This window comes from Rathayibacter sp. AY1E2 (genome assembly GCF_002932325.1).
In the GTDB taxonomy this organism is placed as follows: Bacteria; Actinomycetota; Actinomycetes; order Actinomycetales; family Microbacteriaceae; genus Rathayibacter.
On the sequence record NZ_PSVO01000007.1, the window covers coordinates 59932 to 84120 of the forward strand.

Below are 24189 nucleotides of genomic sequence, written 5' to 3' on the forward strand. Positions count from 1 at the left end.
GCTGCCGCGGGCGGTCCGTCGCACTCGATTTGACGAGACGGGGGGAGACGCTGGTAATGTGATCCCTCGGTTCGGCACGCACGATCAGCCGGCCGGAACGCACCTCTAGCTCAATCGGCAGAGCAACTGACTCTTAATCAGTGGGTTCTCGGTTCAAGTCCGAGGGGGTGCACCACCAGCCCCGCACCTCCTCGTGAGGTGCGGGGCTTCGTCGTTCCCGGTCCGTGTCCGTTCCCGACCTCCTCGGAGCGCCCGCGGGGGGAGCGCCGGCCCGTGCTCACTCGCTGGAGGGTGCGGCGGTCGACGGGTCGAGCAGCGGCAGGACTCCGCGGAAGCCGACGCTCGTGGAGCCGATCCCGATGTCGAGCGCGTCCGAGGCCCGGGCCTGATCGGCGGCGGCGGCGGCGGCGGTCAGGCTCAGGGTGATGCCCGTCCGGGTGAAGGCCCGGGCGACGGTGCTCCAGGCGGGGTCGACGTCTCCGTCCGCCGACGCCAACAGGCGCCTGAGCATCCGCACGGTGTCCGGCGCAGAATGCGGACCGACCCCCGTTCGCGTGGCAGGATCTCCGTTCGCTTCCGTTTCCCCTCCAGAAAGGACCGATGTGCCCGAAGACGTCCTCCCCGTGATCGGCTCGATCGCGCTCGCCGTGGTGATCGCGGTCGTGATCGCCGTGGTCGCGACCGCCGTCGTCGCCCTCGTGCTGCGCTCGGTCGGCAAGCGCAAGACCTGGGCGCGCCTGCTGATCCGGCGTCTGCGCATCCCGTTCCGCGTGCTGCTGATGACCATCGCGGTCTGGGCCGCGCTCGCCGCCACCGTGTCGGGCGACCCCTGGCCGGGTCTCGTGCAGCGGGTGTTCCAGATCGCCACGATCGGCGCGGCGGCGTGGGTGATCGGATCCCTGTTCGTGTTCCTCGAGGACCTGGGCGCCGAGCGCTACCGGACCGACACGGCCGACAACCGCCGGGCACGCCGCCTCCGCACGCAGATGACGATCATCCGGAGGGTCGCCGTGGCGGCCGTCGTGGTCATCGCGATCGGCGCCTCGCTGCTGACCTTCCCCGAGGCCCGCACGGCCGGTGCGAGCCTCCTGGCCTCGGCCGGCGTGCTCTCGATCGTGGCGGGCCTGGCCGCGCAGTCGAGCCTCACGAACATCTTCGCCGGGATGCAGCTCGCCTTCAGCGACGCCATCCGCCTGGACGACGTGGTGATCGTCGAGACCGAGTGGGGGCGGATCGAGGAGATCACGCTGACCTACGTCGTCGTCCACCTCTGGGACGACCGCCGCCTGGTGCTGCCCACGAACTACTTCACGACCCAGCCGTTCCAGAACTGGACCCGCACCGGGTCCGAGCTGCTCGGCGCCGTCGAGCTCGACCTGGACTGGCGGGTCAGCCCCGAGCAGATGCGCGAGGAGCTGCACCGCATGCTCGAGGAGACCGACCTCTGGGACCGGCGCACCAGCGTGCTGCAGGTGACCGACGCGACGGGCGGCTTCGTCCGGATCCGGGTGCTCGTCACCGCGAAGGACGCGCCGACGCTCTTCGACCTGCGCTGCTACGTGCGCGAGCGGCTCGTCTCGTGGCTGCACGAGAACGACCCCGTCGCCCTGCCGCGTCAGCGCGTCGAGATGGAGCGGGAGCCCGCTCCCGCCGCGACCCCGCGCCGGCACGGGTCCTCCGCCCCGGACAACCTGTTCTCGGGCGACGAGCGCTCGAACGAGCGGGGGGCGATGTTCACGGGTCTCATCGACCTGCGGGACACCCCGAAGCGGGAGCTGCCGCCGCGGGACTGACTCCTGCGAGGACGCCGCTCGCACGGCCGCACCCGGGGTGCGCGCGGCGAGCGGCGTCCCGCAGGGCGGTCAGCGGTTCACGGAGCTCATGTCGGCGTAGCGGTCGCCGACGGGGGCCTCGAGCGAGCCGAGGACGTCGAGCTGCTCCGCGGTCAGCACGAGGGCGTCCGCGGCGGCGTTCTCCTCGATGCGCGAGACGCGCTTGGTGCCCGGGATCGGAGCGATGTCCTCGCCCTGGGCGAGCAGCCAGGCGAGCGCCACCTGCGCGGCGGTCGCGTCCGCCTCTGCCGCCACACGGTCGACGGCCTCCACGATGCGGAGGTTCGCCTCCAGCGCTCCGTCGGCGAAGCGGGGGTTGTCGCGGCGGAAGTCGTCGCTGCCCAGCTCGGCGACCGAGCGGATGCTGCCCGTGAGGAAGCCGCGGCCCAGCGGCGAGTACGGGACGAAGCCGATGCCGAGCTCGCGGAGGACCGGCAGCACCTCCGCCTCGGGGTCGCGGGTCCAGAGCGAGTACTCGGACTGCACAGCGGTGACCGGGTGCACGGCGTGAGCGCGCCGGATCGTCGCGGGCGCCGCCTCCGAGAGGCCGTAGCCGCGGAGCTTGCCCTCCTGGATCAGCTCCGCGAAGGCCCCGGCGGTCTCCTCGACCGGGACGCCCGGGTCCATGCGGTGCTGGTAGTAGAGGTCGATGCGGTCGGTCCCGAGGCGCGCGAGCGAGCCCTCGACGGCGAGCCGCAGGTTCTCCGGGGAGCCGTCGAGTCCGCGGCCCCCGTCGCCGCGGTGGCGGATCATGCCGAACTTGCTCGCCAGCACGACCTCGTCGCGGCGGCCTGCCAGCGCGCGGCCGAGCAGCTCCTCGTTGGTGTACGGGCCGTAGATCTCGGCGGTGTCGAGGAACGTGACGCCGAGATCGAGGGCGCGGTGCACGGTGCGGATCGACTCCGCGTCGTCGGTGCCGGCGCCGGTGTAGAACGCCGACATGCCCATCGCGCCGAGACCGAGGCGCGAGACCTCGAGGGCGGCGACGTCGGATCCGAGGGTGATCGTCTTCATCAGTGGGTGGTCCTCTCCTGGTACGCCGCGATCTTGATGTCGATCGCGGCGAGGCTGGCGTGTGTCCGGGCGAGCTGCGCCTCGACCTCCTCGCGGTGCGTCCGGAGCAGCGCGAGGCGCTCCGGCTCCGTAGCGGGCCCGATCCGGAGGAGCCGGGCGTACTCGCGGATCCGCGCGATCGGCATCCCGGTCGCGCGGAGCTTGGTGAGGAAGTCGACCCAGCCGACGTCGGCCGGCCGGTAGCGGCGGTGCTGCGACGAGGCGCGCTCGACCGGGTCGAGCATGAGACCGGCGCGCTCGTAGTAGCGCAGGGTGTGCACGGTGAGACCGGTGACGGCGGCGACCTGCGAGATCGACAGCGCCTCCGGCTCGGCCGGGGCGGCGGTGGCGGTGGACATGGCGTCAACCTACGACTTCGAGTGCGCTCGAGGTCAAGCGGGAGCGGGCGACTCAGCCGACCTCGCGGCTGAAGCCCAGGAGGGCCTCGGCGATGCGCGCGTCCGCCTCCTCGTGGCTGATGGTCGCCTCGCCGTCGCCCGCCTGCGGCCCGTACCAGCCGAAGTCGGCGTGGTTGGCGCCGTCGATCTCGACGAGGTCGGCGGAGGAGGGCAGCCGGACGCTCGCGTCGGCGACCTTCTCCGGCGTGCTGAGCCCGTCCTCCGATCCGCTGACGCTGAGGACGGGGAGCCCGGAGCCCGAGAGGTCGTTCGCGCAGTAGCTGCCGAGCAGCACCAGGCCCGCCACCGCCGGGTCCTCGGCCCACTGGCAGGCCTTCACGCCGCCGAGGGAGTGGCCGCCGACGAGCCAGCGGTCGACGCCCTCGGCCTGGCTGGTGAAGGTCTCGAGCGAGCGGAGATCGAAGAAGGCCAGGTGCAGGATCGGCCGCGTGATCACGACGGTCGCCCCGGCCTCGACCAGCGGAGCCAGGGTCGCCTCGTAGGAGGAGGCGTCGACCTTCGCTCCGGGGATGAAGACCAGGCCCGTGCCGGCCAGCTCACCGGTCGAGGTCGGCGTCATCACGAGCGCGTCGTCCGTGCGCTCGACCGCGATCGCCGGATCGGCGCGCACGCGGGCGAGGGCGTCCTCGTCGGGGCCGCTGACGATCGAGCTCCAGGTGAGGAAGCCGAGGACCGCGACTCCGAGGACTCCGCCGATGCTCGCGAGAACGACGCGGCGGCGCCTCATCGGGCTGCCGCGATCGCGTCGGCCGCCTGCACCAGGGCGAGGTGGGAGAGGGCCTGGGGAGTGTTCCCCGCGTGCCGGCGGCCCTCGACGTCGTACTCCTCCGAGAGGAGGCCCACGTCGTTGCAGAGCCCGACGAGCCGGTCCATCAGGGTCCGCGCGTCGTCGATCCGGCCGGAGTCGGCGTACTGCCGGACGAGCCAGAAGGAGCAGGCGAGGAACGGGTGCTCGCCGCCGGCGAGGCCGTCGACCGAGGACTCGGTCCGGTAGCGGTGCAGCAGGCCGTCCTGCAGGAGCACGCGCTCCAGCTCGGCGACGGTGCCCAGCATCCGCGGGTCGTCGGCGGGGACGAAGCCGACCATCGGCAGCACGAGGAGCGACGCGTCGACCTCGGGTGAGCCGTAGGACTGCACGAAGTGGCCGCGCTCGGCGTCGAAGCCCTGGGCCTCGATCTCGGCGCGCACCTCGTCGCGGAGGCGCTCCCAGGTCTCGACCGGACCGGGCAGGCCGTTCTCGCGCACGGCGCGGACACCCCGATCGAGCGCGGCCCAGATCATGACCCGCGAGTGCGTGAAGTGGCGCGGCTCGCCCCGGATCTCCCAGATGCCGTTGTCCGGCCGCTGCCAGTTGGTCTCGACGAAGCCCAGGAGCGCGCGCTGGAGCGGCCAGGAGAACTCCGTCTCGTCCACTCCGGCCACGCGGGCCTCGTGCAGAGCGACCATCACCTCGCCGATCACGTCCGCCTGGTACTGGTCGACGGCGGCGTTCCCGATCCGCACGGGGGAGGCGCCGTCGTAGCCGGGCAGGCTCGGCATCTCCCGCTCGGGCAGGTCGCGCTCGCCGGCGAGGCCGTACATGATCTGCACGTCCTCCGGCGCGCCCGCGACCGCGCGGAGCAGCCAGGCCCGCCACTTCTGCGCCTCCTGCTCGAACCCGTGCGCGAGCAGGGCCTGCAGGGTGAGCGAGGCGTCGCGGAGCCAGACGTAGCGGTAGTCCCAGTTGCGGGCGCCGCCGAACTGCTCCGGGAGCGAGGTGGTCGCCGCCGCGACGATGCCGCCGGTCTCGTCGTCGGTCAGGGCGCGGAGGGTCAGCAGCGAGCGGACGACGGCGTCGCGGTGCGGCCCGTCGTAGTCGATCGCCGACGCCCACTCGGACCACCAGGAGAGCGTGCGCTCCAGCGCGCGGTCGACGTCGAGGCGCTTCGGCGCCCGCTGGTGCGAGGGGAACCACGCCATCGAGAGGTCGACGACCGCGTCCGCGTCGACGTCGAACTCCGCCGCGTGGGCGTGGTCGACGGCCTTCAGCCGCACTCCGCGCACCACGACCGCGTCGGGCCCGGCGACGGCGACGAGCAGCGGATCCTCGTCCGTCCCCTCCTGCCGCACCCACGGCATGGTGCGGGCGTAGTCGAAGCGGATGCGCAGCTCCTGCCGCATCCGGACGGTCCCCGACACTCCGCGCACCCGGCGCACCAGCTCGGCGCGCTCGTCGCGCAGCGGCATCACGTCGACCACCTCGACGACGCCGGTGGGAGTCGTCCACCGGGTGACCAGCGCGAGCGTGTCGCCGAGGTAGTGGCGCTCGCTCGTCGCCTCCCCGTCCACCGGCCGGAGCAACCAGCGCCCCTGGTCGTCGCCGCCGAGGAGGGCGCCGAAGACGGAGGCGGAGTCGAAGCGCGGCAGGCACAGCCAGTCGATCCCCCCGTCGCGGGAGACGAGAGCGGCCGTGCGGCAGTCGGAGAGGACGGCGTAGTCCTCGATCGGGGAGACCATGCGGCGATCCTCTCAGGTGCGGCTGTGGCCTCCCAGTCAAGGCGGAGCGGGGCTCTTCAGCACCGCCGTAGGGTGAGCCGCATGGCACAGACCGTCTCGACCCTGCTCATCCTCGGAGCGACGGGGGACCTGTCCTCGCGGCTCCTCCTCCCCGCCGTCGGCCAGCTGCTGACCCGCGAGACCGACCGACGGGTCCACCTCGTCGGCGCGGGACGCGAGGACTGGACCCAGGAGCACTGGCACGAGGTGCTGACCGCCTCCTTCGCCACCGTCGAGGCGCAGGGCGGGGGCGTGGACGCGCTCACCTCCGGCACGCGCTACCAGCAGGTCGACGTCACCGATCCGGAGGCGCTCGCCGCACTGCTCGCGAGCTGCGACGGTCCGGTGGCGGTCTACTTCGCCCTTCCGCCGGCGATCGCGGCGAAGGCCTGCGAGGCGCTCGCCGCCCACGACCTGCCGGAGGGCACCGTGCTGGCGCTGGAGAAGCCGTTCGGGACCGACGAGGCGAGCGCACACGCCCTCAACCAGCGCCTCGCCGCGCTGGTCCCCGAGGACCGCATCCACCGCGTCGACCACTTCCTCGGCCGCGCGACCGTGATGAACGTGCTCGGCCTGCGCTTCGCGAACCGGATCCTCGAGCCGCTGTGGTCGGCCGAGCACATCGAGAGCGTCGAGATCGTCTACGACGAGCAGCTGGCACTGGAGGGGCGGGCGAGCTACTACGACGGCGCGGGCGCGCTGACCGACATGATCCAGAGCCACCTGCTGCAGGTCCTCGCGGTGATCGCGATGGAGCCGCCGTCCTCTCTCGACGCGGCCGACCTCCGGGACGCGAAGTCGATCGTCCTGCGCGCCACCCGCCTGCACGGCGACGACCCCTCCGCGAGCTCGCGCCGCGCCCGCTACACGGCGGGGACGATCGACGGACGCCAGCTGCCCGCCTACGCGGACGAGAAGGGCGTGGACCCCGCTCGCCGGACCGAGACGCTGGCCGAGCTGGTCGTCGAGATCGACACCTGGCGCTGGGCAGGCGTGCCGTTCACCCTCCGCTCCGGCAAGGCGCTCGGGGAGCGGCGGCGCGAAGTGGTCATCCGCTTCAAGCCGGTGCCGCACCTGCCCCGCGGCTTCGTGGGCACCGAGGCGCCGTCCGTGCTGCGGCTGTTCCTCGCGCCCGACCAGATGTCGCTCGAGCTGAACATCAACGGCCCCGGCGACCCGTACACGCTCGAGCGCGCCTCGCTGGAGGCGACCTTCGGCGCGGGCGAGCTGCTGGCGTACGGCGAGGTCATCTCGGGGATCCTCGACGACGACCCGTCGCTCTCGGTCCGCGGGGACGCCGCCGAGGAGTGCTGGCGCATCGTGCAGCCCGCGATCGACGCGTGGCACGCGGATCGGGTGCCGCTCGACGAGTACCCGGCGGGCAGCGGGGGCCCCGGGAGCTGGCCGACGCTCTGACGGGCGGCCGGGGGAGGGTCGGCTACGGGGATCTCGGGACGGCGGCGGTGCCGCCTCCTCGATCAGTGGGAAGGGCGACGTCGCTCGTCGGGTCGGCCGGAGGGCGAGCCCGCCGGCCGACCGCTCGGGTCAGGAGCGGGTCGGGACGGCGACGTCGGAGGGGGCCGGCTCCGCCCAGACGGCGATCGGCTTCGGCTCCCAGGTGAGGGCGGCCGGCTCCACCGGGGGAGTGGAGGCGCGCATCGCAGGGATCGCCTCGGTGACCGGGGACGACGTCCGCTCGGCGCCGGCGCGGAGCTGCTCCTCCTGGATGGCGGCGGAGAGCTCGTGGGCGAGGGAGCGCGCGAGCATCCCGTGGAAGATCGGGTCGCGGTCGTCGTGGCTGCGGCGCGTGACGACCCAGGCGCCCTCGGATCCGACGAAGGCCGCGAGGCGCTCGTGGACGACGGCGAAGAGCTCGTCCTGCGTGAGGACGGGGGCCGACTCGACGACCTCGGGGGCCGGCTTGCGACGCCTCAGACGAAACCTCATGACGAACCCCGTTTCCCGTGCCGGCAGCGACTGGGAACAGTGTCGCCGCCACCGGGTCGGGAGACCGGCTGACACGCCGCCCCGCGGGCAGGCGGCGCGTCAGGAGGGCCTAGCGGTCGCGATTCTTGCCGCGCTCCTCCTTGACGATCTCCTTCGAGTCGTAGGACACGGAGCCCAGGGCGACGGTGACCGAGATGGCCCAGCTGACCCACTGGAGGGCCAGGCGCCAGTCGCGCGGGCCCTTGCGCGTGGTCTGCAGGATCGACCAGCCGCCGACGATCGCGCTGATGACGCTGGAGTTGAGGATGAACTTGCGCATGCGTGTGCCTCCCGTGTTCACCCCGACGCTAGCGGGTGCGAAAGCTCTCAGAGGAACGCTTGACAGCACCGAGGGGTTGTCCCGCTACGGTGGACCGCCGCCGGGACCCGAATCCTCGAGCCGGGGCACGCCGAGGAGAACGGGAACGACATGCGCACGGCTGTGATCGGGGCGGTGCTGCTCGTCGTCGGGGCGGTGGCCGTCGTCACGGGGGTCCTCCCGATGGACGCGCTGGGCGAGCTGGTCGAGCGGACGGCGCCGATCCTCGGCTTCGTGGTCGCGGTGACCGTGGTCGCCGAGCTGGCCTCCGAGGCCGGCGTCTTCACCGTGGTCGCCGAGCGCTCCGCCGAGTGGGGCCGCGGGCGGACCGCGGTGCTCTGGCTGCTGGTGGTGGCGATGGCCGTCGTCAGCACGGTGTTCCTCTCGCTCGACACGACCGCCGTGCTCCTGACCCCGGTCGTGGTCCTGCTCGCGGCGCACGTGCGCGTCCCGCCCCTGCCGTTCGCGATGGCCACGGTCTGGCTGGCGAACTGCGCCTCCCTCCTCCTCCCCGTCTCGAACCTCACCAACCTGCTCGCGCAGCGGCGCCTGGGGGTCGAGGGCCCCTTCGCCTTCGCCGCGCTGACCGCGGTGCCCGCGCTCGTCGCGGCCGTCGTGCCCGTGCTGATCCTCGCGATCCGCTACCGGCGCGAGCTGGCCGGGCGCTACACCCCGGGGGAGCGGACGCCGGTGGAGGACCGGGTGCTGCTGGTCGGCGCGGGGATCGTCGTGGCGCTGCTCCTGCCGGCGCTCGTCTCGGGCCTCGAGGTGTGGATCCCGGCGACGGTCGCCGCGGTCGCGCTGATCGTCCTCTTCGCGGTGCGCCGTCCCGCGGCGCTCACGCCCGCCCTCCTGCCGTGGCAGCTCGTCGTGTTCGCGTCGGGCCTCTTCGTGGCGATGGAGGCGGCGCACCAGCTCGGGCTGGGCGCGGCGCTCGCCGTGGTCGCGGGGGAGGGGAGCGGGACGCTCGACCTGCTGCGCCTCGCCGGCTCCGGCGCGGTCGCCTCCAACCTGGTCGACAACCTGCCCGCCTACCTCGCCCTCGAGCCCGTCGCGGCGGATCCGCTCCGACTGGTCGCCCTGCTGATCGGCGTGAACGCCGGACCGCTGCTCACCCCGTGGGCCTCGCTCGCCACCCTGCTCTGGCACCAGAGGCTGACCGCGCTGGGCGTGCACGTCTCGTGGCGCCAGTACGCGCTCCTCGGACTCGTCGCGGTCGTCCCGACGGTGGGCGGAGCGACGCTCGCCCTCGCCCTCGTGCAGGGCTGACCCGCCGTCCCCCGTGCGGGGCCGGCTGATAGCCTCGACGGGCACGACGACGGCTCGACCGACGAAAAGGGACCACCATTCCTCCGCACTCCGCCTCCGCCTCCTCCGCCGCTGACAGGACCGACGCCGGGACCTCGGGAGGGACCGAGCGCAACGCGTTCGTGGTCGTCTCGAACCGCCTCCCCGTGGACCGCGTCGTGGCCGAGGACGGCACCGCCTCCTGGAAGACCTCGCCCGGCGGGCTGGTCACCGCGCTCGAGCCCGTGATGCGCGCGAACGAGGGCGCCTGGGTCGGCTGGCCCGGCGTGGCCGACGAGGAGGTCGCCCCGTTCGTCGACAACGGCGTGCAGATCGTCCCCGTCGCCCTCAGCGCGCAGGAGCTCGAGGACTACTACGAGGGCTTCTCGAACGACACGCTCTGGCCGCTGTACCACGACGTGATCGCGCCCCCGACCTACCACCGCGACTGGTGGGACGCCTACGTGCGGGTCAACCAGCGCTTCGCCGAGGCGGCCGCGGCCGTGACGGAGGAGGACGGCGTGGTCTGGGTGCAGGACTACCAGCTCCAGCTCGTGCCGAAGATGCTGCGGGAGCTCCGGCCCGACGTCACGATCGGCTTCTTCAACCACATCCCGTTCCCGCCCTACGGGATCTTCGCGCAGCTCCCGTGGCGCCGGCAGATCGTCGAGGGCCTGCTCGGCGCCGACGTGATCGGCTTCCAGCGCCAGGGCGACGCGGGCAGCTTCCTGCGCGCGGTCCGGCGCCTGCTGGGCTACGACACCCGCAGCACGGTCGTCGAGGTCCCGGTCGAGGAGGAGGCCGTCGGCGGCACCCGCCGCGTCAACCGCTCGCGGCGCGGGGCGAGCGTGCGCCCGGTCGTCGCCCGGCACTTCCCGATCTCGATCGACTCCGCGTCGTTCGAGGCGATGGCGCGCACCCCCGAGATCCAGGCCCGCGCCGCCGAGATCCGCGCCGAGCTGGGCAACCCCGCGACGATCATGCTCGGCGTCGACCGGCTCGACTACACCAAGGGGATCGGCCACCGCCTGAAGGCCTTCGGCGAGCTCCTGGCGGACGGCCGCCTCACCTCCGAGGACGCGGTGCTGGTGCAGGTCGCGAGCCCGAGCCGCGAGCGCGTGGACACCTACCGGCAGCTGCGCGACGACATCGAGCTGCAGGTCGGCCGGATCAACGGCGACTACAGCACGCTCGGGCACCCGGCGATCAGCTACCTCCACCACGGCTACCCGCGCGAGGAGATGGTGGCGCTCTACCTCGCCGCCGACGTCATGCTCGTGACGGCGCTGCGCGACGGGATGAACCTCGTCGCGAAGGAGTACGTCGCCTCCCGCTTCGACAACGACGGCGTGCTCGTGCTGAGCGAGTTCGCCGGAGCGGCCGACGAGCTCAAGCAGGCCGTGCAGGTGAACCCGCACGACATCTCGGGGCTGAAGGACGCGATGGAGGCCTCGGCGCGGATGCCGCGCGTCGAGCGCACCCGGCGCATGCGCGCGCTCCGTCGCCGCGTGCTCGAGAACGACGTGGCGCGCTGGTCCGAGTCGTTCCTCTCCGCTCTCGCGGAGCACGCGGCCGGCCAGCAGCTCGACGTGCGGCCCGCCGCCCGCGGGCAGGAGGCGCCGCACGGCCAGGAGGCCGAGCACCGCGACGACGCGGCCCACGGACAGGCGGCCGAGCTCGAGCGGGAGGCCGCCGACGACCGCGAGCTCGACGGCGGCGCGCGATGAGCGAGGGAGTGCCCGAGCGGCTCGCGGCGGCGCTGCGGGAGCTCGCCGCGACCGACCGGCTCCTGGTGGCCCTCGACTTCGACGGCACCCTCGCACCCGAGGTCGACGACCCCGCCCGCGCGCGGGCGCTCCCCGAGGCGCGCGAGGCCGTGCTGCGGCTCCTCGCCCTCCCCGGCACCCGGGTCGCGCTGGTCTCCGGCCGGGCGCTCGGGAGCCTGGAGGAGGTCTCGCAGCTGCCGGACGAGGCGCTGCTGGTCGGCTCCCACGGCATCGAGATCCGCCTCGACCCCGAGGAGGACGCGGTCCGGCTCGACGACGACGAGCTCGAGAAGGTGGGAGTGCTCGAGGACGTCCTGAAGGGGATCGCCCGCGGGATCGACAACGTCTGGATCGAGGACAAGCCCGCCGGCTTCGCCCTGCACACCCGCCTCGCGACCGAGCGCCACAGCCGCGTCGCCCACGTCGTCGCCCTCTCCGAGGCGCGCGCCGAGGTGCAGGGGGTCACCGTCCGCGAGGGCAAGAACGTCCTGGAGTTCTCGGTCCGCTCGACCACCAAGGGCGAGGCCGTGCAGCACCTCCGCCGCTACACCGGCGCGACCGCCGTGCTCTACGCGGGCGACGACGTGACGGACGAGGACGCCTTCGCGGTCCTCGGCTCCGGCGACGTCGGCATCAAGAGCGGCGAGGGCACCACCGCGGCCTCCTACCGGGTCCGCGGCCCCGAGCAGGTCGCGCACGCGCTCCGGCTGCTGGCCGACCTGCGCGCGGAGTAGCAGCTCCCTTCCGGCCGTCAGCGCCGGCCGCCCTCGCGGTGCGGCTCCGTCGACCCGCTGCGGACGGCCGTCCGCCGACGCGGGGAGCGGCCGTTCGCGACGAGTCGGAGATCCGCGGGGACGTCCGCATCCGGTGCCGCTGCCGGAGGCCGGGGCCGGGACGGGTGCGCGGGCCGGTCCGGGTCCGCCCGGCGAGCAGGGGCACTGCGCGCGAGGCGGTAGCCTCATCGCATGCCGGAAATCGATTGGAAGCCCCGCTCGCGCACCGTCACGGACGGCATCGAGGCCACGACGTCGCGCGGGATGCTGCGGGCGGTCGGGATGGGCGATGACGACTGGGAGAAGCCCCAGATCGGCATCGCGTCCTCGTGGAACGAGATCACCCCCTGCAACCTCTCGCTCGAGCGCCTCGCGCGCTCCGCGAAGGAGGGCGTGCACTCCGGCGGCGGCTACCCGCTCCAGTTCGGCACCATCTCCGTCTCGGACGGCATCTCGATGGGCCACGAGGGCATGCACTTCTCGCTCGTCTCCCGCGAGGTCATCGCCGACTCCGTCGAGACCGTGATGATGGCCGAGCGCCTGGACGGCACCGTCATGCTGGCCGGCTGCGACAAGTCGCTGCCCGGCATGCTGATGGCCGCGGCCCGCCTCGACCTCGCCGCCGTGTTCGTCTACGCCGGCTCGATCGCCCCGGGCTGGGTCAAGCTCTCGGACGGCACCGAGAAGGACATCACGATCATCGACTCCTTCGAGGCCGTCGGCGGCGTCAAGGCCGGGATCATGTCCGAGGAGGACGCCAAGCGCATCGAGTGCGCCTTCGCCCCGGGCGAGGGCTCCTGCGGCGGCATGTACACCGCCAACACCATGGCCAGCGTCGCCGAGGCGCTCGGCATGAGCCTGCCCGGCTCCGCCTCGCCCGCCGCCGCCGACCGCCGCCGCGACTACTTCGCCCGCAAGTCCGGCGAGGCCGTCGTCGAGCTGCTGCGCAACGGCACCACGGCCCGCGACATCCTCACCAAGGAGGCGTTCGAGAACGCGATCGCGGTGGCGATGGCCTTCGGCGGGTCGACCAACGTCATCCTGCACCTGCTCGCGATCGCCAACGAGGCCGAGGTCGACCTGACGATCGACGACTTCAACCGCATCGGCGACACGATCCCGCACATCGGCGACCTCAAGCCCTTCGGCAAGTACGTCATGAACGACGTCGACCGCCACGGCGGCGTCCCGGCCGTGATGAAGGCGCTCCTGGACGCCGGGCTGCTCCACGGCGACTGCCTGACGGTCACCGGGAGAACGGTCGCCGAGAACCTCGCCGCGATGGACATCGCGCCGCTGGACGGCGAGGTCATCCGCACCCTCGACAACCCGATCCACGCGACCGGCGGGCTCACCATCCTCAAGGGCTCGCTCGCCCCCGAGGGCGCGGTCGTCAAGACCGCCGGCTTCGACGCCTCCGTCTTCGAGGGTCCGGCCCGCGTGTTCGAGCGCGAGCGCGCCGCGATGGACGCCCTGACCGAGGGCCGGATCGAGAAGGGCGACGTGGTGGTCATCCGCTACGAGGGCCCCAAGGGCGGCCCCGGCATGCGCGAGATGCTCGCCATCACCGCCGCCATCAAGGGGGCCGGGCTCGGAAAAGATGTACTACTGTTGACGGACGGACGATTCTCAGGCGGCACAACCGGCCTGTGCATCGGCCACATAGCTCCCGAATCGGTGGACGCAGGTCCCATCGCATTCGTTCGCGACGGAGACCCGATTCGGGTCGACATCGCCGCTCGCTCGATCGACCTACTCGTCGACGAGTCCGAGCTCGCCGCCCGCCGAGAAGGCTGGGCCCCTCTCCCTCCGCGCTACACCCGCGGTGTCCTCGCCAAGTACGCCAAGCTCGTCCGCTCGGCAGCCGAGGGCGCCGTCACCGGGTGACCCGGCCCGCTCCGGCCGGCCGCGCACTCGCGTTCCCGGGCACTCGCCTCCGGCTCTGCCCGCCGCCGCACCACCTCCTGAAGGAATCGACACCCGCATGACTCCGGATCCGTCCGCCGTGCAGCCCGCACCGACGCCCCAGCCACCCCGACCCGCCCACGCTCCCGGTACCGCCCCCGCGGCCGAGGTCCTCACCGGAGCGCAGGCGGTCGTCCGCTCGCTCGAGATGCTCGGGATCGAGGACGTCTTCGGCCTGCCCGGCGGCGCGATCCTCCCGGTCTACGACCCGCTGATGGACTCCTCGAAGGTCCGGCACATCCTGGTCCGCCACGAGCAGGGCGCCGGCCACGCCGCCGAGGGCTACGCCTCGGCGACCGGGAAGCTCGGCGTCTGCATCGCGACCTCGGGCCCCGGAGCGACCAACCTGGTCACCGCGATCGCGGACGCCTACATGGACTCGGTCCCGATGCTCGCGATCACCGGCCAGGTGTTCTCGACGCTCATGGGGACCGACGCGTTCCAGGAGGCGGACATCGTCGGCATCACGATGCCGATCACGAAGCACTCCATCCTCGTGACGCGCCCCGAGGACATCCCCTCGGCCCTCGCCTCCGCCGCGCTGATCGCCACCACCGGCCGCCCCGGCCCCGTGCTGGTCGACATCACGAAGGACGCGCAGCAGGACCAGGCGCCGTTCCTCTGGCCGCCGAAGATCGACCTGCCCGGATACCGGCCGGTCACGAAGGCCCACGGCAAGCAGATCCAGGCCGCGGCCCAGCTGCTGGTCGAGTCGAGGAAGCCGGTGCTCTACGTGGGCGGCGGCATCATCCGCGCCCGCGCGGCCGCCGAGCTGAAGGCGTTCGCCGAGGCCTGCGGCGCTCCCGTGGTGACCACGCTGATGGCGCGCGGAGCGTTCCCGGACTCGCACGAGCAGCACCTGGGCATGCCCGGCATGCACGGCACCGTCCCCGCGGTGCTCGCGCTGCAGGAGGCGGACCTGATCCTCGCGCTGGGCTCGCGCTTCGACGACCGCGTGACCGGCAAGGCGGCGCTCTTCGCGCCCCACGCCAAGGTCGTGCACGTCGACATCGATCCGGCCGAGATCTCCAAGATCCGCACCGCCGACGTGCCGATCGTGGGCGACCTGAAGGACGTCCTCCCGGACCTCACCGACGCGTTCGCCAAGGCCTCGTCCGACGGCCGCGCCGACACCTCCGAGTGGTGGAGCTACCTCAAGGGCCTGCAGACGGAGTTCCCGCTCGGCTACACCGAGCCGAACGACGGCCTGCTCTCGCCGCAGTACGTCATCAAGCGCATCGGCGAGATCACCGGCCCCGAGGGCGTCTTCGCCTCCGGCGTCGGCCAGCACCAGATGTGGGCGGCGCAGTTCATCAAGTACGAGCGCCCCAACTCGTGGCTGAACTCCGGCGGCGCCGGCACCATGGGCTACTCCGTGCCCGCGGCGATGGGCGCCAAGGTCGGCGAGCCCGAGCGCACCGTATGGGCGATCGACGGCGACGGCTGCTTCCAGATGACCAATCAGGAGCTCGCCACCTGCACGATCAACGACATCCCGATCAAGGTCGCGGTGATCAACAACTCCTCGCTCGGCATGGTGCGCCAATGGCAGACCCTGTTCTACGAGGGCCGCTACTCCAACACCGACCTCAACACGGGTCACGACACCGTCCGGGTGCCCGACTTCGTGAAGCTCGCCGACGCCTACGGCGCGCTCGGCATCCGCGTCACGAAGCCGGAGGAGATCGACGACGCCATCCGCCTCGCCATCGCCACCAACGACCGGCCCGTGGTGATCGACTTCGTCGTCAGCCGCGACTCCATGGTCTGGCCGATGGTCCCGCAGGGCGTCTCCAACAGCTACGTCCAGTACGCCCGAGACCACAGCCCGACCTGGGACGACGAGGAGTAGACCCGCATGACGCACCACGTTCTCTCCCTGCTCGTCGAGGACAAGCCGGGACTGCTCACCCGTGTGGCCGGGCTGTTCGCCCGCCGCGGCTTCAACATCGAGTCGCTGGCGGTCGGTCCGACCGAGCTGGCCGGGCTCTCGCGCATCACGGTCGCCGTGGACGTCGAGGACCTGCCGCTCGAGCAGGTCACGAAGCAGCTCAACAAGCTCGTCAACGTGATCAAGATCGTCGAGCTCGACACCGACCAGTCAGTCCAGCGCGAGCACCTGCTCGTCAAGGTCCGCGTCGACAACGTCACGCGCTCGCAGGTGCTCGAGGCCGTCACGCTCTTCCGCGCCCGCGTGGTCGACGTCGCGACGGACGCCCTGGTGATCGAGGTCACCGGCGACACCGGCAAGACAAACGCGTTCCTGCGGGTGATCGAGCCCTACGGCATCAAGGAGATCGCGCAGTCGGGCCTGCTCGCCATCGGGCGCGGCTCCAAGTCGATCACCGAGCGCGTCTTCAAGAACTGACCGCGAACTCTCCACTACAGAAAAGGACTCACCACGTGACCGAGCTCATCTACGACGCCGACGCCGACCTCTCCATCATCCAGTCCAAGAAGGTCGCGATCGTCGGCTACGGCTCGCAGGGCCACGCGCACGCGCAGAACCTCCGCGACTCCGGCGTCCAGGTCGTCATCGCGCTGAAGGAGGGGTCGAAGTCGACCGCCAAGGCCGAGGACGACGGCTTCGAGGTCAAGAGCGTCGCCGACGCCGCGGCCTGGGCCGACCTGATCATGATCCTCGCGCCGGACCAGCACCAGCGCGCGATCTACAGCGAGCAGATCGCGTCCGCGCTGACCGAGGGCAAGACCCTCGCCTTCGCGCACGGCTTCAACATCCGCTTCGGCTACATCGAGGCGCCCGCGGGCGTCGACGTCATCCTCATCGCGCCGAAGGCCCCCGGCCACACCGTGCGCCGCGAGTTCGTCGCCGGCCGCGGCATCCCGGACATCATCGCTGTCGAGAACGACGCGACCGGCACCGCCTGGGAGACCGCGAAGTCCTACGCGAAGGCCATCGGCGGCACCCGCGCCGGCGTCATCAAGACCACCTTCACCGAGGAGACCGAGACCGACCTGTTCGGCGAGCAGGCCGTGCTCTGCGGCGGCACCTCGCAGCTCGTCCAGTACGGCTTCGAGACCCTCGTCGAGGCCGGCTACCAGCCCGAGATCGCCTACTTCGAGGTGCTGCACGAGCTCAAGCTCATCGTCGACCTCATGTGGGAGGGCGGCATCGCCAAGCAGCGCTGGAGCGTCTCCGACACCGCCGAGTACGGCGACTACGTCTCCGGCCCGCGCGTCATCGACCCGCGCGTGAAGGAGAACATGAAGGCCGTCCTCGGCGACATCCAGAGCGGTGCCTTCGCGAAGCGCTTCATCGGCGACCAGGACGCGGGCGGACCCGAGTTCCAGGAGCTGCGCGCCAAGGGCGAGAAGCACCCGATCGAGGAGACCGGCCGCGAGCTGCGCAAGCTCTTCGCCTGGAAGCAGACCGACGAGGACTACACCGACGGCAGCGTCGCGCGCTAGCCGCACCGCGTCGATCGGGGGAGCCCCGGTCCGACGAGGGACCCGTCCACCGGGAGCCCCCCGCCGGGCCGGGGCTCCTCCGCGTCCGGGGCGCGACTACCGCTCGAGCTCGCGGACGAGACGGCGGAGACCGCCCTTCGGCGGGACGAGGACGGGGTCCGGCCACCGGGGCGAGAGGTGGTCGCCGAGCGTCACCCGGCGCAGCTTGCGGCCGACGAGGGGGAGGACCCAGTCGGCGGCCCAGCGGCGCTGCTCGCGCAGCCGCGCGCGGAGGCGGAGCGGCTCGGGGGCGTCCCAGGGCCCGGTCGAGATCGTGTGATGCACGCCGAGCGTGTCGAGCACTCGGCCGGCCAGGACGCGGTGGCCGCGCTTGGAGAGGTGCATCCGGTCGGGCGACCAGAGCACGGGGGAGTGGAACTCCCGCATCGCCCAGTAGTCGACGAGGATCGCGCCCCGCTCGCGGGCGATCCGGCGGACGGCGCTGTTGTAGAGGTGGTTGCGGCGCAGGAACATCCGCGGGGCGGGCAGTCCCGGGATGTCGACGCCGGTGAAGAGCACGAGTGAGGCGCCGGTGGTCGCGAGCGCGTCGACGAGCGCCTCGTAGCGGGTGATCAGATCGACGGTGTCGGTGCCGAGGTCGAGGATGTCGTTGCCGCCGGCGTACAGCGTGATCAGCGTGGGGCGGAGCGCGAGGGCGGGCGCGAGCTGGTCCTCGGTGATCTGGGCGAGGCGCTTCGAGCGGACGGCGAGGTTCGCGTACTCCCAGCCCGGCTCGGCCTTCGCCAGGCGCTCGGCGACGCGGTCGGCCCAGCCGCGCACCCCGTTCGGCAGGCGCGGGTGCGGGTCGCCGACCCCCTCCGTGAAGGAGTCGCCGAGGGCGACGAAGCGGCGGCGGCGGTCGTCCATCCGCTCAGCCTCGCCCCCGGGGGAGGACGCGGGGTGTCCGCCGGGTGTCGGGGAGGCGGCGGCGGGCTCCGAGCCTCCTGCGAGGTGCGCGCGGCTAGGGTGTTGCGGTGATCGATGGTGGACCGGGCCGCTCCCCGGAGGACGACGACGCGGCGACCCCGCCGGCGGACCGCGGGCCGGACGCCGGCCCGGAGGACGACGCGGACGACGAGGCCCTGGAGTGGGCGGGCGAGGGCGCGGACCCGACGCTCGCCGCGGGGACGGCGCGTGTGCGCCGGACGCCCCGCACGGTCGCGGGGGCGGGCCCGGCGGACGACGGCTCGGACGACGACGACTCCGAGGTCGAGGACCCCGCCGACGAGGCCGCGTCCTCGTCCGCTCTGCTGATCGCCGCGGGCATCGCGGCCGGCCTCTACCTCCTGTACGCCATCGCCTGGGCGATCACGGCGACGCGGCAGTCGCCGGTCGCCGCGGCCGGCTTCGCGGGCGATGCGCTCGGCGGCGCCCTCTACTCGCTCGGGCTCTGGCTGGCGGTCCTGGCGCCGCCGGTGTGGTTCGCCGTGGTGCTCCTCGCCACCCGCGACTCCCGGGTGCGCACCCGCGTGCTCTGGCTGGTCGCCGGACTCGTCCTCCTCGCTCCGCTGCCGTTCCTCAAGGGGGCCTGATGACCGACTCGACCCGGGCCACCCTCGGCGGGACCGGCCGGCGCGACCGGCCCGGCCGGCGCCTGGCCGCCTCCGTCCTCGTCGCCGTGGTGTTCGCGCTCTTCTTCGCCTGGGACGTCTGGGAGGCGGTCGGCAACCTGATCGGCCTGCGCAGCTACGCGGCCTCCCTCGGCACCGACCTGAATCCGACGGGCTGGGCGGTGCTCCTGCTCGGCCTGGTGCTGCCGGTCGCCTGCTTCGTCGCCGCCGTCCTGCTCGGCCGCCGCCGGGGGCTCCCGGCGCGCGTCGGACTGCTCGCGGCGGCCCTCTGCCTCTCGGCGGCGCTCTCGCTCGACGTGCAGCTCGTCCTCGGCGTCGAGAGCCTGGTCTCGCTGAGCTGACCGGCGGCGTCACACGGCGCGGGGCGCGCGCACCCCTCCGCTACAGTGACGGGGGGCTGCCGACGCCCCCGCCTCGGTGCCCGCTCCGTCCCCTCTCCGAAGGAAGCGCCTCTCGTGACAAAGCCGGTCGTCCTGATCGCCGAAGAACTCTCGCCCGCCACCGTGGACGCGCTCGGTCCCGACTTCGAGATCCGCTCCGTGGACGGCACCGACCGCCCGGCGCTGCTCGAGGCCCTCGCCACGGCGCACGCGATCCTCGTGCGCTCCGCGACGCAGGTCGACGCGGAGGCGATCGCCGCGGCCCCCTCGCTCCAGGTGATCGCCCGCGCCGGTGTGGGTCTGGACAACGTCGACATCACCGCCGCGACCGCCGCGGGCGTCATGGTCGTGAACGCGCCGACCTCGAACATCATCTCGGCCGCCGAGCTCACCGTCGGCCACATCCTGAGCCTCGCCCGCCACATCCCCGCCGCGCACAGCGCGCTCGCGCAGGGCCTCTGGAAGCGCTCGAAGTACACGGGCGTCGAGCTCTACGAGAAGACCGTCGGCATCATCGGCCTCGGCCGCATCGGCGCGCTGATCACCGCGCGCCTGCAGGCCTTCGGCGTGAACGTCGTCGCCTACGACCCCTACGTGACCAGCGCCCGCGCGCAGCAGCTCGGCGTCACGCTCCTCTCCCTGGAGGAGCTGCTGGCCGAGAGCGACTTCATCACCATCCACATGCCGAGGACCCCCGAGACGACGGGCATGATCTCGGACGATCAGCTGGCGCTGATGAAGCCGTCGGCGTTCATCGTGAACGTGGCCCGCGGCGGCCTCATCGACGAGGACGCGCTGCACCGCGCGCTCGTCGCGAAGACCATCGCCGGCGCCGGACTCGACGTGTTCGTGAAGGAGCCGCCGACCGGATCGCCGCTGCTCGCCCTCGAGAACGTGGTCGTCACTCCGCACCTCGGGGCCTCGACCGACGAGGCGCAGGAGAAAGCCGGCGTCTCGGTCGCCCGCTCGGTGCGCCTGGCGCTCTCGGGTGAGCTCGTGCCGGACGCCGTGAACGTCGCCGGCGGCGTGATCGACGAGTACGTGCGCCCCGGCATCCCGCTGGTCGAGAAGCTCGGCCAGGTCTTCTCGGGCCTCGCGGACTCGCCGGTCACCTCCATCGACGTCGAGGTGCGCGGCGAGCTCGCCGGCTACGACGTGAAGGTCCTCAAGCTGGCGGCTCTCAAGGGCGTGTTCACCAACGTGGTCTCGGAGACGGTGTCCTACGTCAACGCGCCGGTGCTCGCGGAGCAGCGCGGCATCGAGGTGCGCCTGATCACGGAGCCGGTCTCGGACGAGTACCGCAACGTGATCACGCTGCGCGGCGCGCTCTCGGACGGCTCGCAGATCTCGGTCTCGGGCACGCTGACCGGCACCAAGCAGGTCGAGAAGATCGTGGCGATCAACGGCTACGACGTCGAGGTCCCCCTCGCGAAGCACCTCGTCGTCATGAGCTACGTCGACCGCCCCGGGATCGTCGCGGTCTACGGCCGCGAGTTCGGCGACGCCGCGGTCAACATCGCGGGCATGCAGATCGCGCGCACCGAGGCGGGCGGCAAGGCGCTCTCGGTCATCACCATCGACTCGCCCGCCCCGGACGGCCTGCTCGAGAAGGTCCGCGTCGCGATCGACGCCGACCTCATGCAGGAGATCGACATCACCGAGCAGTGAGCACGCGGAGATTCGCTCAGGTCGACGTCTTCGGCGCCGCGCCGTTCCGGGGCAACCCGGTGGCGGTCGTCGTCGACGGCGACGGCGTGGGCGACGCCGCGATGGCGGAGTTCGCACGCTGGACGAACCTCTCCGAGACGACCTTCCTCCTCCGCCCGAGCGACCCCGCGGCCGACTACCGGCTGCGGATCTTCACGCCGGGCGGGGAGCTGCCCTTCGCCGGGCACCCGACCCTCGGGAGCGCGCACGCCTGGCTCGCGGCCGGAGGGACGGCCCGCGCGGCGGGGGAGCTCGTGCAGGAGTGCGCCGCGGGCCTCGTCCGACTGCGGGTGACGGAGGAGGGCATCGCCTTCGCCGCCCCGCCCCGCCGGCGGACCGGGCCGGTCGACGAGGCGACGCTCGAGCGGGTGGCCGCGGCTCTGCGGATCCCGCGCGCGGAGATCCTCGACCACGAGTGGGTCGACAACGGTCCCGGCTGGCTGGCCGTGCGGCTCGCGTCGGCGGAGCAGGTCCTCGCGCTGCGGCCGGACCAGGCTCTCCTCGCCGGGCTCCCCGTCGGCGTCGTGGGCGAGCATCCGGCGGGAGGCGAGTGCGCGGTCGAGGTGCGGGCGTTCATCCCCGACGCCGGTGTGTCCGAGGACCCGGTGACGGGGAGCCTCAACGCGGGGATCGCCCAGTGGCTGATCGGCAGCGGCGTGCTGCCCGAGCGCTACACGGCCGCTCAGGGGGCGGCGCTGGGCCGAGCCGGGCGCGTGCGCGTCGAGAGCACGGACGGCGCGATCTGGATCGGCGGCGCGACGGTGACCCTGATCGACGGCGTCGTCGAGCTGTAGCGGGTCCGCCGGGGCGGCGCGGTTCAGCTCCCGAGGAGGCGCTGGACGACCGCGAGGACGTCCTCGGCCTCGCCGCGCGACTGCGAGCCCGTGGGGAGCAGGGCGGAGTTGTAGTAGAGCCCGTCGCTCATCAGGACGATCGCCCGGGCGACGAGCGGGTCGCCCACGGCGTCGGCGACCACCTCGTTCCAGCTGTCGTGGATCCGCGCGAGGCCCCCGCTGGCGCGCTCGTCGTGCCCCTGCGCGATGCGCGACACGGCGAGGATCGTGCGGTCGAAGGCCGAGTCGGCGGCGAAGGAGGTGCGCAGCAGGTAGGCGACCACGCCCTCGGGAGCAGCGAGGCTCTGCTCGACGTCCGCCTCCCGCCGCGCGTCGAGGCGCTGCAGGAGCCCGTCGACGAGGGCGTCCTTCGAGGGGAAGTGGTAGAGCAGCCCGCCCTTGGAGACTCCGGCCTCGCGGGCGACGGCGTCGAGGGTCGCGGCGCGCTCGCCCTGCTCGATGAGGAGCTGCTCGAACGCGTCGAGGACGCGGTCGCGGGCGGGGGCAGGAGGCACGGCGACCATCCTACGGCGGATCAGTGGTGACTGTACCGGCTGGACGGTATACTCTCTCCGTTCTCCTCTGAAAGGTCGTTCCCGTGTCCGCGCGCACCGCTCCCGTCTCCACCCACGACACCGCCGGCGCCGCCGACAGGGTCGGGCGACGCGCCTGGGTGGCGCTCGCGGTGCTGATGCTCCCGGTGCTGCTGGTCTCGGTCGACAACACGGTGCTGAACTTCGCGCTCCCCTCGATCGCCGAGGATCTGGGCCCCTCCGGCACCGAGCTGCTGTGGATCGTCGACGCCTACCCGCTGGTGCTCGCGGGCCTGCTGGTGGCGATGGGCAGCCTCGGCGACCGCGTCGGGCGGCGGCGCCTCCTGCTGGTCGGCGCGGTCGGCTTCGCCGCCGTCTCGGTCGTGGCCGCGTTCGCTCCCACCGCCGCGGCGCTCATCGGCGCCCGCGCGGCACTGGGCTTCTTCGGCGCGATGCTGATGCCCTCGACACTTTCGCTCCTGCGCAGCGTCTTCCCCGACCGCGACCAGCGCCGCCTCGCGATCGCGATCTGGGCGACCGGCTTCGCCGTGGGCTCGGGCATCGGCCCGCTGGTCGGCGGCGTGCTGCTCGAGCACTTCCCCTGGGGGTCGGTGTTCCTGCTCGCGGTGCCCGTGCTGCTCCCGCTGGTCGTCCTGGTGCCGATCCTGGTGCCGGAGTCGCGCGACCCGCAGCCCGGCCCGGTCGACGTGGTCAGCATCCTGCTGTCGCTGGCGACCATGGCGCCGGTCGTCTACGCGGTGAAGTCCTTCGCCGAGCACGGGATCGACGCGGTCGGCGTCGCGGCGCTCGTCGTGGGCGTCGTCTCGGGAGCTCTGTTCGTCCGCCGCCAGCAGCGCCGGGCCTCGCCGATGCTCGATCTCTCGCTCTTCCGCCGCGGCTCGTTCAGTGCGGCGATCGTGGTCAACCTCCTCAGCGTCACCGCGCTGGTCGGCGGGCTCTTCTTCCTCTCGCAGCACCTGCAGCTCGTGGTCGGGCTCTCGCCCCTGGAGGCGGGCCTCGTGCTCGTGCCGGGCCTCGCCGTGATGATCCTGGCCGGGCTCGGCGTGGTGCCGATCGCCCGCCGCGTCGCTCCGCGCCTCGTCGTCCCGGCCGGACTGCTGGTCTCGGCCGTCGGGTACATCCTGCTGGCCCTCGGCAGCGGGGCGCCGGGAGGAGCGTCCGCGCTCACCGTCGCCGTCGCCTTCGCGTTCCTCGGCCTGGGCATCGGTGCGGCCGAGACGGTGTCGAACGAGCTGATCCTGGCCAACGCGCCCGCCGACAAGGCCGGTGCGGCCTCCGCCGTCTCCGAGACCGCCTACGAGCTCGGTGCCGTCCTCGGCACCGCGACGCTCGGCACGGTCCTCACCGCCGTGTACCGCGGGGGAGTCGTGCTGCCCGAGGGCCTCGACGCCGCGCAGGCGCAGCGGGCCGGGGAGACCCTCGGCGGCGCCGTCTCGGTCGCCGGCGAGCTGCCCGCCGACTCCGCCGCGAGCCTCGTCGCGTCGGCGAGCGCGGCGTTCGACTCGGGCGTCGGCTGGTCGGCCTGGCTCGGCGTCGTCCTCGTGCTGGCCGCCGCCGCGGTCGGCGCCTGGCGCCTCCGCCGGAGCTGACGCTCCTCCTCTCCTCCCGAGGGAGGCCGCCCGGGACGCGCAGCGACTCCCAGGCGGCCCCTCGCCCGCCCGGCGGAGCGCGTGCCCCGGACCGCGGCGCGGGCGGGCCGCGAGTACGCTGGGGGGACTCCGACCCCGTACGCCTGAGGACC

Annotated in this window: 23 protein-coding genes and 1 tRNA gene; 15 read left to right on the forward strand and 9 right to left on the reverse strand. The window is 72.9% G+C overall.

All coding sequences use genetic code 11. From position 1 onward, the window contains the following. Positions 1 to 99: 99 nt before the first annotated feature. Positions 100 to 175, forward strand: a tRNA-Lys gene (locus tag C5C49_RS07615). Positions 176 to 277: 102 nt separating this feature from the next. Here C5C49_RS07615 and C5C49_RS16945 read toward each other — a convergent pair. Beyond that, a complete protein-coding gene (locus C5C49_RS16945; RefSeq protein WP_181135736.1) occupies positions 278 to 511 on the reverse strand; it encodes a hypothetical protein in 234 nt (77 codons plus the stop codon). A gap of 91 nt (positions 512 to 602) precedes the next feature. On the opposite strand from C5C49_RS16945, the gene C5C49_RS07625 reads away from it, so the two are divergent. Further along, entirely contained in the window at positions 603 to 1793 is a 1191-nt protein-coding gene (locus C5C49_RS07625; RefSeq protein WP_181065661.1) for a mechanosensitive ion channel family protein, read from the forward strand. Between the two features lie 69 nt (positions 1794 to 1862). On the opposite strand, the gene C5C49_RS07630 is transcribed toward C5C49_RS07625, so the two are convergent. Genes C5C49_RS07630 through C5C49_RS07645 form a run of 4 tightly spaced genes read right to left on the reverse strand, consistent with a single transcriptional unit; the run spans position 1863 to position 5800 of the window. Continuing rightward, on the reverse strand, positions 1863 to 2846 hold the full coding sequence (locus C5C49_RS07630; RefSeq protein WP_104268707.1) for an aldo/keto reductase: 984 nt from the start codon (positions 2844 to 2846) through the stop codon (positions 1863 to 1865). Continuing rightward, positions 2846 to 3244 (reverse strand): MerR family transcriptional regulator, encoded by a 399-nt coding sequence (locus C5C49_RS07635; protein WP_104283820.1) that lies wholly within the window; start codon positions 3242 to 3244, stop codon positions 2846 to 2848. The genes C5C49_RS07630 and C5C49_RS07635 overlap by 1 nt, the downstream gene beginning before the upstream one ends. Positions 3245 to 3296: 52 nt before the next feature. Further along, complete coding sequence (locus C5C49_RS07640) at positions 3297 to 4031, reverse strand: alpha/beta hydrolase (protein WP_104223550.1); 735 nt, start codon at positions 4029 to 4031, stop codon at positions 3297 to 3299. Beyond that, entirely contained in the window at positions 4028 to 5800 is a 1773-nt protein-coding gene (locus C5C49_RS07645; RefSeq protein ID WP_104345829.1) for a glycoside hydrolase family 15 protein, read from the reverse strand. The genes C5C49_RS07640 and C5C49_RS07645 overlap by 4 nt, the downstream gene beginning before the upstream one ends. A gap of 81 nt (positions 5801 to 5881) precedes the next feature. Here C5C49_RS07645 and C5C49_RS07650 point away from each other — a divergent pair, with 81 nt between their 5' ends. Then, positions 5882 to 7255, forward strand: a complete 1374-nt coding sequence (locus C5C49_RS07650; protein WP_181135730.1) for a glucose-6-phosphate dehydrogenase — start codon at positions 5882 to 5884, stop codon at positions 7253 to 7255. A 129-nt stretch (positions 7256 to 7384) separates the two neighbouring features. Here C5C49_RS07650 and C5C49_RS07655 read toward each other — a convergent pair whose 3' ends face one another. Further along, positions 7385 to 7786, reverse strand: coding sequence for a hypothetical protein (locus C5C49_RS07655; RefSeq protein WP_104345831.1), 402 nt, complete (start codon positions 7784 to 7786; stop codon positions 7385 to 7387). A 109-nt stretch (positions 7787 to 7895) separates the two neighbouring features. Continuing rightward, on the reverse strand, positions 7896 to 8105 hold the full coding sequence (locus C5C49_RS07660) for a hypothetical protein (protein ID WP_104345832.1): 210 nt from the start codon (positions 8103 to 8105) through the stop codon (positions 7896 to 7898). Between the two features lie 150 nt (positions 8106 to 8255). Between C5C49_RS07660 and C5C49_RS07665 the strand changes: the two genes are divergently transcribed. From C5C49_RS07665 to ilvC, 7 genes are all read left to right on the forward strand, one after another. After that, the gene (locus tag C5C49_RS07665) at positions 8256 to 9413 is read left to right on the forward strand and encodes an SLC13 family permease (RefSeq protein ID WP_104345833.1); all 1158 of its coding nucleotides are present in this window, start codon (positions 8256 to 8258) and stop codon (positions 9411 to 9413) included. A 161-nt stretch (positions 9414 to 9574) separates the two neighbouring features. Then, positions 9575 to 11158: a trehalose-6-phosphate synthase gene (locus tag C5C49_RS07670; RefSeq protein ID WP_104250140.1), complete on the forward strand. Its 1584-nt coding sequence runs from the start codon at positions 9575 to 9577 to the stop codon at positions 11156 to 11158. Next, positions 11155 to 11931, forward strand: coding sequence for a trehalose-phosphatase (gene otsB, locus C5C49_RS07675; protein WP_104250141.1), 777 nt, complete (start codon positions 11155 to 11157; stop codon positions 11929 to 11931). Before C5C49_RS07670 ends, otsB begins: the two co-directional genes overlap by 4 nt. A gap of 231 nt (positions 11932 to 12162) precedes the next feature. Further along, positions 12163 to 13857 (forward strand): dihydroxy-acid dehydratase, encoded by a 1695-nt coding sequence (ilvD, locus tag C5C49_RS07680; protein ID WP_104233215.1) that lies wholly within the window; start codon positions 12163 to 12165, stop codon positions 13855 to 13857. 97 nt (positions 13858 to 13954) lie between these two features. Continuing rightward, positions 13955 to 15787, forward strand: coding sequence for an acetolactate synthase large subunit (locus C5C49_RS07685; protein WP_104345834.1), 1833 nt, complete (start codon positions 13955 to 13957; stop codon positions 15785 to 15787). A 6-nt stretch (positions 15788 to 15793) separates the two neighbouring features. Then, positions 15794 to 16303, forward strand: a complete 510-nt coding sequence (gene ilvN / locus C5C49_RS07690) for an acetolactate synthase small subunit (RefSeq protein WP_104223540.1) — start codon at positions 15794 to 15796, stop codon at positions 16301 to 16303. Positions 16304 to 16338: 35 nt separating this feature from the next. Further along, entirely contained in the window at positions 16339 to 17364 is a 1026-nt protein-coding gene (gene ilvC, locus C5C49_RS07695; protein ID WP_104223539.1) for a ketol-acid reductoisomerase, read from the forward strand. A 96-nt stretch (positions 17365 to 17460) separates the two neighbouring features. On the opposite strand, the gene C5C49_RS07700 is transcribed toward ilvC, so the two are convergent. After that, on the reverse strand, positions 17461 to 18270 hold the full coding sequence (locus tag C5C49_RS07700) for an SGNH/GDSL hydrolase family protein (RefSeq protein WP_104226248.1): 810 nt from the start codon (positions 18268 to 18270) through the stop codon (positions 17461 to 17463). 107 nt (positions 18271 to 18377) lie between these two features. Between C5C49_RS07700 and C5C49_RS07705 the strand changes: the two genes are divergently transcribed. The 4 genes from C5C49_RS07705 to C5C49_RS07720 all read left to right on the forward strand — a co-directional run bounded on the left by C5C49_RS07705 (position 18378) and on the right by C5C49_RS07720 (position 21855). Next, complete coding sequence (locus C5C49_RS07705) at positions 18378 to 18935, forward strand: hypothetical protein (RefSeq protein WP_104345835.1); 558 nt, start codon at positions 18378 to 18380, stop codon at positions 18933 to 18935. Continuing rightward, entirely contained in the window at positions 18935 to 19315 is a 381-nt protein-coding gene (locus tag C5C49_RS07710) for a hypothetical protein (RefSeq protein ID WP_104233218.1), read from the forward strand. The genes C5C49_RS07705 and C5C49_RS07710 overlap by 1 nt, the downstream gene beginning before the upstream one ends. A 114-nt stretch (positions 19316 to 19429) precedes the next feature. Next, positions 19430 to 21022: a phosphoglycerate dehydrogenase gene (gene serA / locus C5C49_RS07715; protein WP_104223535.1), complete on the forward strand. Its 1593-nt coding sequence runs from the start codon at positions 19430 to 19432 to the stop codon at positions 21020 to 21022. Next, entirely contained in the window at positions 21019 to 21855 is an 837-nt protein-coding gene (locus tag C5C49_RS07720) for a PhzF family phenazine biosynthesis protein (RefSeq protein ID WP_104268716.1), read from the forward strand. Before serA ends, C5C49_RS07720 begins: the two co-directional genes overlap by 4 nt. Before the next feature lie 23 nt (positions 21856 to 21878). Here C5C49_RS07720 and C5C49_RS07725 read toward each other — a convergent pair whose 3' ends face one another. Next, on the reverse strand, positions 21879 to 22418 hold the full coding sequence (locus tag C5C49_RS07725) for a TetR/AcrR family transcriptional regulator (protein ID WP_219814579.1): 540 nt from the start codon (positions 22416 to 22418) through the stop codon (positions 21879 to 21881). A gap of 74 nt (positions 22419 to 22492) precedes the next feature. Here C5C49_RS07725 and C5C49_RS07730 point away from each other — a divergent pair, with 74 nt between their 5' ends. Next, positions 22493 to 24037 (forward strand): MFS transporter, encoded by a 1545-nt coding sequence (locus tag C5C49_RS07730; RefSeq protein ID WP_258064161.1) that lies wholly within the window; start codon positions 22493 to 22495, stop codon positions 24035 to 24037. Positions 24038 to 24189 lie beyond the last annotated feature (152 nt).